The sequence below is a fragment of the Micromonospora sp. 067-2 genome (genome assembly GCF_046549295.1).
Taxonomy (GTDB): domain Bacteria; phylum Actinomycetota; class Actinomycetes; order Mycobacteriales; family Micromonosporaceae; genus Micromonospora.
Map to the genome: position 1 here is coordinate 495,574 of NZ_JAJPWB010000006.1, position 9,818 is coordinate 505,391.

9 protein-coding genes are annotated in these 9,818 nt (G+C 70.6%); 6 read left to right on the forward strand and 3 right to left on the reverse strand.

Translation table 11 applies throughout. The features are described from left to right. Window positions 1–60: 60 nt before the first annotated feature. Window positions 61–1,269, forward strand: a complete 1,209-nt coding sequence (locus ACLJN9_RS17650) for a DUF349 domain-containing protein (RefSeq protein WP_410812452.1) — start codon at window positions 61–63, stop codon at window positions 1,267–1,269. A gap of 480 nt (window positions 1,270–1,749) precedes the next feature. Beyond that, window positions 1,750–3,339 carry a cellulase family glycosylhydrolase gene (locus tag ACLJN9_RS17655; protein ID WP_410812453.1) on the forward strand — a complete coding sequence of 530 codons (1,590 nt, stop codon included), beginning with the start codon at window positions 1,750–1,752 and terminating at the stop codon, window positions 3,337–3,339. A gap of 45 nt (window positions 3,340–3,384) precedes the next feature. Here ACLJN9_RS17655 and miaB read toward each other — a convergent pair whose 3' ends face one another. Continuing rightward, a complete protein-coding gene (miaB, locus tag ACLJN9_RS17660; protein WP_410812455.1) occupies window positions 3,385–4,884 on the reverse strand; it encodes a tRNA (N6-isopentenyl adenosine(37)-C2)-methylthiotransferase MiaB in 1,500 nt (499 codons plus the stop codon). A 54-nt stretch (window positions 4,885–4,938) separates the two neighbouring features. Here miaB and ACLJN9_RS17665 point away from each other — a divergent pair, with 54 nt between their 5' ends. Then, complete coding sequence (locus ACLJN9_RS17665) at window positions 4,939–5,193, forward strand: DUF2277 family protein (RefSeq protein WP_410812456.1); 255 nt, start codon at window positions 4,939–4,941, stop codon at window positions 5,191–5,193. An 88-nt stretch (window positions 5,194–5,281) separates the two neighbouring features. Here ACLJN9_RS17665 and ACLJN9_RS17670 read toward each other — a convergent pair whose 3' ends face one another. Both ACLJN9_RS17670 and selD read right to left on the reverse strand, forming a co-directional pair. Continuing rightward, window positions 5,282–5,761, reverse strand: a complete 480-nt coding sequence (locus ACLJN9_RS17670; RefSeq protein WP_410812457.1) for a hypothetical protein — start codon at window positions 5,759–5,761, stop codon at window positions 5,282–5,284. A gap of 264 nt (window positions 5,762–6,025) precedes the next feature. Continuing rightward, window positions 6,026–7,015: a selenide, water dikinase SelD gene (gene selD / locus ACLJN9_RS17675; RefSeq protein ID WP_410812458.1), complete on the reverse strand. Its 990-nt coding sequence runs from the start codon at window positions 7,013–7,015 to the stop codon at window positions 6,026–6,028. Window positions 7,016–7,210: 195 nt separating this feature from the next. Between selD and ACLJN9_RS17680 the strand changes: the two genes are divergently transcribed. From ACLJN9_RS17680 to ACLJN9_RS17690, 3 genes are all read left to right on the forward strand, one after another. Continuing rightward, a complete protein-coding gene (locus ACLJN9_RS17680) occupies window positions 7,211–7,966 on the forward strand; it encodes an amino acid ABC transporter ATP-binding protein (protein WP_410812459.1) in 756 nt (251 codons plus the stop codon). Between the two features lie 57 nt (window positions 7,967–8,023). Continuing rightward, entirely contained in the window at window positions 8,024–8,959 is a 936-nt protein-coding gene (locus tag ACLJN9_RS17685) for a glutamate ABC transporter substrate-binding protein (protein ID WP_410812460.1), read from the forward strand. Window positions 8,960–9,038: 79 nt separating this feature from the next. Beyond that, on the forward strand, window positions 9,039–9,695 hold the full coding sequence (locus tag ACLJN9_RS17690) for an amino acid ABC transporter permease (RefSeq protein WP_410812461.1): 657 nt from the start codon (window positions 9,039–9,041) through the stop codon (window positions 9,693–9,695). Window positions 9,696–9,818 lie beyond the last annotated feature (123 nt).

Consider the following 9,818-nt stretch of genomic DNA (forward strand, 5'->3'; position numbering starts at 1 on the left):
CTGCGCCGTGGCGGCGACGGGGGCCAGTTCCCTCGAGGCCGGGAGAACGAGGATGGGCACATGAGCGACTGGACTGCCTTCGGACGGGTGGACGCGGACGGCACCGTGTACGTCAAGACCACCGAGGGCGAGCGGGTGGTCGGATCCTGGCAGGCGGGAGCACCGGAGGAGGGCCTCGCGCACTTCGCACGCCGCTTCGCCGACCTGGTGACCGAAGTGGACCTGACCGAAGCGCGGCTCAACTCGGGCGCGGCGGATGCGGGGCACTCGCTGAGCACGGTCAAGCGAATCCGTGCCACGCTGCCCGAGGCCCACGTGGTCGGCGACATCGACGCCCTGGCCGCGAGGCTGGACAAGCTGGCCACCCTCGCCGAGGAGAAGGCCGGCGAGGCTCGCGCCGCTCGGGACGCCGCTCGGAGCGAGGCTCTGGCCCGCAAGACCGCGCTGGTCGAGGAGGCCGAGAAGCTAGCCGCCGAGTCGACCGGGTGGAAGACCGCCGGAGACCGACTCAAGGAGATCCTCGACGAGTGGAAGACCATCCGTGGGGTGGACAAGAAGGCCGACGGTGAGTTGTGGAAGCGGTTCGCCGCCGCCCGCGACGGCTTCACCCGACGCCGGGGCGCCCACTTCGCCTCCCTGGACTCGCAGCGCAAGTCGGCGCAGACCGCCAAGGAAGAGCTGGTCGCCGAGGCCGAGAAGATCAGTGACTCCACCGAGTGGGCGGCCACCGCCAACCAGCTCAAGGAGCTGATGACCCAGTGGAAGGCCGCGCCCCGCGCCTCCAAGGAGGCCGAGCAGAAACTCTGGGAGAAGTTCCGGGCCGCCCAGGACGCCTTCTTCACCCGGCGTAGCGAGGTCTTCTCAGCACGGGACAACGAGCAGCGCGGCAACCTCGATCGCAAGCAGGCTCTGCTGGCCGAGGCCGAGGCGCTGGACATCGACGCCGACCCGAAGGGCGCCCAGGCCAAGCTGCGGGACATCCAGGCCCAGTGGCACGAGGCCGGCCGGGTCCCCCGGGAGGCCGCCGCCGGGCTGGAGCGCCGGCTGCGCGTCATCGACGACAAGGTCCGCGAGGTGATGGACTCGGCGTGGCGCCGCACCACCAAGGAGGACAACCCGCTGCTCGTCCAGATGCGGGCGCAGGTGGCCGAGGCCGAGGATCGGCTGGCCCGGGCGCAGAGCGCCGGGGACGCCCGCCGGATCAAGGATGCCGAACAGGCCCTCGCCTCCAAGCGGCAGTTCCTCCAACTCGCCGAGCAGGCCGGCTGACCGACGCGTTCCGCGAGCCCCCGATCCCCGTGTGGGACCGGGGGCTCGCGCGCATCCGCCCGCGCCCCATCCCCGAAGGTGCTGCCAGACGCGCCGCAATCGTCATGGTCATGCTCGATCCCGGATGTAGTGGTCTCGAGACGTTTCGGATACCACTACATCCTGGATCGAGCGCGATCTTGCGGGGCGGGCGTCGGGAGCCGGGCGGGGGCGGGCGTCGGGCGTACCGGTTGACGCATCGACGTGTGCTGATCAGAATGGGCGGCAGAGCCAGGCCAGGACGCCGGCGTTAGGGCGCTGACGGCGGAACGCCGCTGTCGGGGGACGCCGGTGTGCAGTGCGCGAGTGACCACGTCCGCGTGACATCGGCCGTTCTGCACTGTCCGCGTACTCCTTGGGGAGCGTGACGGGCGGACGGCCGGCCCCGGTCCTGCGCCCGCGCCGCGATGAGCGGCGGCGGGCATCCGAAGTGGAGCTCGCATGCACCGTCCCACGTCCCTCGGCGGCGCGCTGACCGCGCTCGCCACCGCCGCGGCCGGCGTGCTCGTCGCCGCCGCCGTCAGCACCGGACCGGCCGCCGCCGCGCCGGGCGGCACCGGCACCGGCTACCTGCACACCAGCGGCAACAAGATCGTCGACAGCACCGGAGCCACGGTCCGGCTCACCGGCATCAACTGGTTCGGCATGGAGACCGACAACAAGACGTTCCACGGCCTCTGGTCGAGCAACCCGTGGCGCGGGCAGATCGACACGATGGCGAGGTTGGGCTACAACACCCTGCGGGTGCCCTACTCGAACGACGCGCTGAAGCCGGGTGCCACGGCCAGCGGGGTCAACGACTATGTCAACCCGGACCTGGTGGGGCTGTCCCCGTTGCAGATCCTGGACAGGGTGGTCGGCTACGCCGGCAGCAAGGGGATGCGGGTCATCCTGGACCGGCACCGGCCGACCTCGGCCGGGCAGTCCCCGCTCTGGTACACGCCGACCGTCTCCGAGGCGACCTGGATCAACGACTGGAAGGCGCTCGCCCAGCGGTACGCCGGCAACACCACGGTGATCGGCGCGGACCTGCACAACGAGCCGCACGCCGAGGGCACCAACCCGGCGGCGACCGGCGCGTGCTGGGGCTGCGGCGACACCGCGCGGGACTGGCGGCTGGCCGCCGAGCGGGCCGGCAACGCCATCCTCGGCGTCCAGCCCAACTGGTTGATCTTCGTGGAGGGGGTGAGCTGCCCCAGCGGGGGTCTCTCCAACGTCTGGGACAACGACCCGAGCAACGACGAGGACTGTGGCTGGTGGGGTGGGAACCTCTCCAAGGCCGGCCAGTTCCCGGTCCGGCTGAGCGTGGCCAACCGGCTGGTCTACTCGCCGCACGAGTACGCCACCTCGGTCTACCGGCAGACCTGGTTCGACGCCCCGGACTACCCGGCGAACCTGCCGGGCATCTGGGACAGGTACTGGGGCTACCTGTACAAGCAGAACATCGCGCCGATCATGATGGGCGAGTTCGGCAGCACCCTGGCCGACCCGAAGGACAGGGTCTGGCTGGAGAGGCTGATGGCCTACACCGGCACCGGGGTCAACGGCATGTCCTTCACCTACTGGTCGTGGAACCCGAACTCCGGGGACACCGGCGGCATCGCGCTGGACGACTGGACCAGCATCAACACCACCAAGCAGGCCATCCTCCAGCCGTACCTGATCGCACCCGTCGGCGGCGGTGGCGGCGGCCCCACGCCGGGCCCGACCACGCCGGCGCCGACCGGCCGCTGCACCGCGACCTACCGGCAGACCAACGCCTGGCAGGGTGGCTTCCAGGGTGAGTTGACCGTCACCAACGCCGGCACCGGGGCGCTCAATCCGTGGTCGGCCACCTGGACCTGGCCGGCCGGGGTGAGCCTGGCCAGCGGATGGAACGCCACCGTGACGCAGTCGGGCAGCACGGTGACCGCCGCCGCGCCGGGGTGGGCACCGTCGCTGGCGCCGGGCGCATCGGTGACCGTCGGCTTCACCGCCAACGGCACCGCCGCCGCACCGGGCGCGGTCAGGCTCAACGGCGCCGCCTGCTGAACGCCACGGTCGGGGCCTCCGTAAGGAGGTCCCGGCCGGGGGCGGTCAGTGCGCGGCGCAGCCGGTGGTCGGCGCGGGCGCCGCGGCGGGAGCGCCGATGGTGGGCAGGCCGAGCAACACACCGGGGGTACGCGGGGAGCGGCCGGCCTCGGCGGCGTCGCCGGCCCGGGTCCGGCGGTGCGTCAGCGGCGCTCCGTCGGCGTTGAGGTGGTGCGGTGCGGCATAGGTGACGGTGGTGTGCACGATGTCGCCGGGACGGATCTGCCCAGCCAGCTCGGCAGCGTCGAAGTGGACCAGGCGGCCGTCGCGGGCCCGGCCGGACATCCGGCCGGTGCGCCCGTCCTTGCGGCCCTCGCCGACCGCGACGAGCACCTCCACGGTCTCCCCCACCAGGCGCTTGTTCTCCGCCCAGCTGATCTCCTCCACCGAGGCGATCAGCCGCTCGTAGCGCTCCTGCACGACCTGCTTGGGCAGTTGGGCGTCCATGGAGGCGGCAGGGGTGCCGGGGCGCTTGGAGTATTGGAAGGTGAACGCCGACGAGAACCGGGCCTCGCGGACCACGTCCAGGGTGCGCTGGAAGTCCGCCTCGGTCTCGCCGGGGAAGCCGACGATGATGTCGGTGGTGATCGCCGCATCCGGCATCGCCGCCCGGACCTTCTCGATGATCCCCAGGTAGCGGTCGGAGCGGTAGGACCGCCGCATCGCCCGGAGCACGTCGTCGGAGCCGGACTGCAACGGCATGTGCAGCGAGTGGCAGACGTTCGGCGTCTCGGCCATCGCGGCGATCACGTCGTCGGTGAAGTCCTTCGGGTGCGGGCTGGTGAACCGCACGCGCTCCAGGCCGTCGATGTCACCGCAGGCGCGCAGCAGCTTGCCGAAGGCGTACCGATCCCCGAACTCGACGCCGTAGGAGTTGACGTTCTGCCCGAGCAGGGTCACCTCCAGCACACCCTCGTCGACAAGGGCACGCACCTCGGAGAGGACATCGCCGGGGCGGCGGTCCTTCTCCTTGCCGCGCAGAGCGGGCACGATGCAGAACGTGCAGGTGTTGTTGCAGCCCACCGAGATCGACACCCAGCCGGCGTACGTGGACTCGCGCCGGGTGGGCAGCGTGGACGGGAAGACGTCCAACGACTCCAGGATCTCCACCTCGGCGGCGGCGTTGTGCCGGGCCCGCTCCAGCAGCACCGGCAGCGCACCGATGTTGTGGGTGCCGAAGACGACGTCCACCCAGGGGGCCCTGCGGACGATGTCGCCGCGGTCCTTCTGGGCCAGGCAGCCGCCCACCGCGATCTGCATCCCCGGGTGGCTGTCCTTCACGGGGCGCAGATGACCGAGGTTGCCGTAGAGGCGGTTGTCCGCGTTCTCCCGCACCGCACAGGTGTTGAAGACCACGACGTCCGGGGTGTCGTCGGCCTGGGGCGCGCGCACGTAACCGGCCTCTTCGAGCAGGCCGGAAATGCGCTCGGAGTCGTGCACGTTCATCTGGCAGCCGTAGGTGCGCACCTGGTAGGTGCGCGCGCTGCCCGCCGCTGCGGTAGTCATGACCAGGACAGCGTATCCGGGTCGGCCGGATCGCCCCGAACCGAGGAGCACGACATGTGCCGGAGCATCAAGACCCTGCGTGAGCCGTTCACCCCGCAGGTGACCGACGACGACATGGAGGCGGCGGCGTTGCAGTACGTACGGAAGATCTCCGGCTTCCGGGCACCCGCCGCACACAACGCCGCCGCGTTCGACGCCGCCGTGGCCGCCGTCACCGAGGCCACCCGTACCCTGCTCGACCAGCTCGTGGTGCGGGGCACCGGGGCGGTCGCCGCGGACCGGCCGCCCGCCGCCGCGAACCGCGCCTGACCGCCGACACGGCACCCGGCGCCGACCCGGCCCCGACCCGGGGGTCGGGCCGCGGCGAGCGCCGGCGCGACGGCGGTGCCGGCCGGGGTCAGGCCGCGGCGAGCGCCGGCACGACGGTGTCCGGTGCCCAACGCGAGCGGTGGCACTGCGACCAGCCCCGACAGCCCGGGTCACCCAGCGTGCAGAGCCGCTGCCTGCTCAGCACCTCACCGTCGTCGGTGTCCCGAACGTCGAAGTGCACCGGGCGGACCGTGCCGTCCGGGGCCACGAGCAGGTGCCGACCGGCGTCGAGCGTGTCGTCGCGCAGCAGGCAGTCGCGGCCCAGCAAACGGGCCAGAGCGGCGATGCTGGCGTGCTCGGAAAGCCGGTCGGGCACCCCGTAGCAGTCCACGACCGTCGCGAACTCGCCCGGCGCCTGCCAGACGTCACAGACCACCGCGTACGCCGGCAGCCGCGCCGGATCGGCCACGGCCAGCGGCATCACCACCCGACCGAGCGCCTCGGCCAGCGCCGGGTAGACCTCCACGGGTCGTACCCGGTCGATTCTCCAGTTCCACAGCTCGGTCATTCCGCCTCCTCGCTGCGTTCGTCCCACCGGCCTCCGGATCGGGCCTTACTGACGATGGTGGGGGGCATTTGACCTCAGCCGGGGGCAAGTTACCGGTCTGTGACCATTCCGGGCAAAATTTCCCAGAGCGGCATTGCTCCGAGTAGCGGGAAGGTGACAGTTTATCGGGTATCGTGCGCCGTCCGCACCACCGGCACCGTGTGTCGCCAGAGCGTGTTGCAGGTCCCCGGCGGGGCTGGGGGCGGGCGGGGCTGGGGCGGGCGGTCAGCGCAGGACGACCAGGTGCTCGCCGCGGGGCAGCAACTCACCGACCACGGGCGCGCCCGGCACCTCACCGGCGACCAGTAGCCCACCCGAGGTCTGCGCGTCGGCCAGGAGAAGCCGCTCGTCCTCGTCCGTCGCGCCGACGTCGGTCCACGGGGTGACCCAGTCCAGGTTGCGCCGGGTGCCGCCGCTGACGTAGCCGTCACGCAGCGCCTCCCGCGCACCCGCCAGGTAGGGCACCCGGGCGGTGTCGATGGCCACCGTGAGCCTGCTGGCGCGGGCGAGCTTCGAGGCGTGCCCGAGCAGACCGAAGCCGGTCACGTCGGTGCCGCAGCGGATGCCGGCGGCGACCGCCGCGTGAGCGGCATCCCGGTTGAGTGCGCTCATCGTGGCCACCGCCTCCGGAAAGCTCTCGCCGGTGGCCTTGTGCCGGGTGTTCAGTACGCCCACACCGAGCGGCTTGGTCAGTGACAGCGGCACCCCGGCCCGGCCGGCGTCGAGGGTGATCAACTCCTCCGGCCGGACCGTGCCGGTGACCGCGAGGCCGTACTTCGGGCCGTCGTCGTCCACGCTGTGGCCACCGGCCAGGTGGCAGCCGGCCTCCCGGGCCACGTCCTGACCGCCGCGCAGCACCTCGCGCGCCAACTCCAGCGGCAGCACGTCGCGCGGCCAACAGAGCAGGTTGAGCGCGACCAGCGGGATGCCGCCCATCGCGTACACATCGGAGAGCGCGTTGGCGGCGGCGATGCGCCCCCAGTCGTACGCGTCGTCGACCACCGGGGTGAAGAAGTCGGCGGTGCTGACCAGACCGGTCCGTTCGTCGAGCCGGACCACCGCCGCGTCGTCGCCGTGATCCAGACCGACCAGCAACTCGGCGGTGCCGGAAGCCGGCCCGAGACCGGCCACCATGATTTCCAGCTCGCCCGGTGGGATCTTGCAGGCGCAGCCACCGCCGCGGGCGTAGCGAGTCAGCCGTACCGGTTCGGTCATCGGTCCATGATCTCGGCAACACGCCACGATCGCCACCGTTGCGACCCACGCGCTGACCCGAGTCCGACCCTCGATGACGATCGTGACCGGTGTTACCGCTCCGTGACCCGCTGGGTTGCATTCCGCCACATCAGGCCGCCTACAGTGGCCGCACCGGGGGTCAACCGACCCCGATCCGGGAGACGACAGGGGACGGTGGACGACGTGACGACGGGCGAACCGCTCATCGTGCTGGACGCGGTCAACAAGTGGTTCGGGCCGCTGCACGTGCTGGACGACGTCTCGCTGTCGGTGGGTCGGGGCGAGGTGGTCGTGGTCATCGGCCCGTCCGGCTCCGGCAAGTCGACGTTGTGCCGCGCCATCAACCGACTGGAGCCGATCAACTCCGGCACCATCACCTTCGACGGTCAGCCGCTGCCGGCCGAGGGCAAGCCCCTCGCGAAGCTGCGCAGCGAGGTGGGCATGGTGTTCCAGTCCTTCAACCTCTTCGCCCACAAGACCATCCTGGACAACGTCACCCTCGGCCCGATCAAGGTTCGCAGGGAGAAGCCGACGGCCGCCCGCGAGCGCGGCCTGGCCCTGCTCGACCGGGTCGGCATCGCCAACCAGGCGGACAAGTTCCCGGCCCAGCTCTCCGGCGGTCAGCAGCAACGGGCAGCCATCGCCCGAGCCCTGGCCATGCAGCCCAAGGCGATGCTCTTCGACGAGCCGACCAGCGCACTGGACCCGGAGATGGTCGGCGAGGTGCTGGACGTGATGACCTCCCTGGCCCGCGACGGCATGACGATGGTCGTGGTCACCCACGAGATGGGCTTCGCGCGGCACGCCGCGAACCGGGTCATCTTCATGGCCGACGGCAGGCTCGTCGAGGACGCGCCCCCGGCTGAGTTCTTCGAGAACCCACGCAGCGAGCGGGCCAAGGACTTCCTCTCCAAAATCCTCACGCACTAGGCGTCCGTAGTGGAGCGTGCCGCATCCCGGTGGGCTCCGTCGAAGAAGGAGAAGAGTATGCGTATGAAGCGCGTGGCGGCGGTCGCCATGATGGCCTCCCTCGCCCTGTCGGCGGCAGCGTGCGGCAAGGAGGGCGAGCCGACCCCGAGCGCGGGCGGGAGCGCCTCCGGTGCGGCGCAGTCCGACACCTGCAAGACCTCCGGTGCCACCTTCACCCCGAAGACGGACGCCGCCGTCGCCGGCAGCCCGACCTTCGAGAAGATCAAGACGGCCGGCAAGGTCTCCGTCGGGGTCAAGTTCGACCAGCCGAACCTCGGCTACAAGGACGCCCAGGGCAAGCGGTGCGGCTTCGACATCGAGATCGCCCAGTACGTGGCCAGCACGCTCGGCATCGACCCGGCGAAGATCGAGTACAAGGAGATCGCGTCGGCCAACCGGGAGACCGCGATCAAGGGTGGTGAGGTCGACTACTACGTCGGCACCTACTCGATCACCGACAAGCGTAAGAACGACATCTCCTTCGCCGGCCCGTACTTCGTCGCCGGCCAGGACCTGCTGGTCCGCAAGGACGAGACGTCGATCACCGGCAAGGACAGCATCAAGGGCAAGAAGGTCTGCTCGGCCACCGGCTCGACCCCGATCCAGCGGGTTCGGGACGAGGGCCTGACCGAGGCGGGCAACATCGTCGAGTTCAAGACCTACTCGGAGTGCGTTTCGCAGCTGCTCGACAAGAAGGTCGACGCCGTCACCACCGACGACGCGATCCTCAAGGGCTACGCGGCGCAGAGCCCGACCGAGCTCAAGGTGGTCGGCAAGCCGTTCAGCACCGAGAAGTACGGCATCGGCCTGCCGAAGGACGACAAGGCGCTGCGCGACTACGTCAACAACCAGATCGAGGCGTCGTTCTCCAACGGCACCTGGCAGAAGATCTACGACGGCACGCTCGGCCTCTCCGGCTCGGCGGGCACCCCGCCCGCGCTCGAGCGGTACTGACCGACCGGTTCGACACGAGTTGCGGCGCCGGGTGGGGCTCGTCCCCGCCCGGCGCCCGTCCGAGGACTGAGAGCGAGGCATGGGCGAGTTCTTCCGCGTACTGACCGACAACGGGCAACTGTTCGTGGACGGCTTCACCAACACCGTCCAACTCTTCCTGATCGCCGCGGTCGGCAGCCTCGTCCTCGGCACCCTGCTCGGCGCGATGCGGGTCTCTCCCGTGCCGGCACTGCGCGCGTTCGGCGCCACGTACGTCAACCTGGTGCGCAACACCCCTCTGACGCTGGTCTTCGCGTTCCTCGTGTTCGCGGTGCCGAAGCTGGACGTCAACATCGACTACTTCTCCAGCGCTGCCATCGCGCTGACCGTCTACACCAGCGCCTTCGTCTGCGAGGTGATCCGCTCCGGCGTGAACACGGTCGCCGCGGGTCAGGCCGAGGCGGCCCGCGCGTTGGGCATGACCTTCGGTCAGGTGCTCACGCTGATAGTCCTGCCGCAGGCGCTGCGGGCGATGGTCCCGCCGATGATGAGCGTGTTCATCGCGATGCTGAAGAACACCACCATCGCCGCTGGTTTCTCGGTGCTGGAGGCCGGCGCGATCCCCGCGTACATGGCCGAGCGGGGCGAGCCGCAGTTCGCCGTCCTGCTCTGGATCACCATCGGCTTCCTGATCCTGATCCTGCCGCTGGTGTTCCTGCAACGGTTCCTGGAACGCAAATGGAGGGTGGCACGGTGAGCGCGAGGAGTGAGCTTGCGAGCCCCGCAGTCGCGAACGAGAACGGCACCGTGAGCGCGAGGAGTGAGCTTGCGAGCCCCGCAGTCGCGAACGAGAACGGCACCGTGAGCGCGAGGAGTGAGC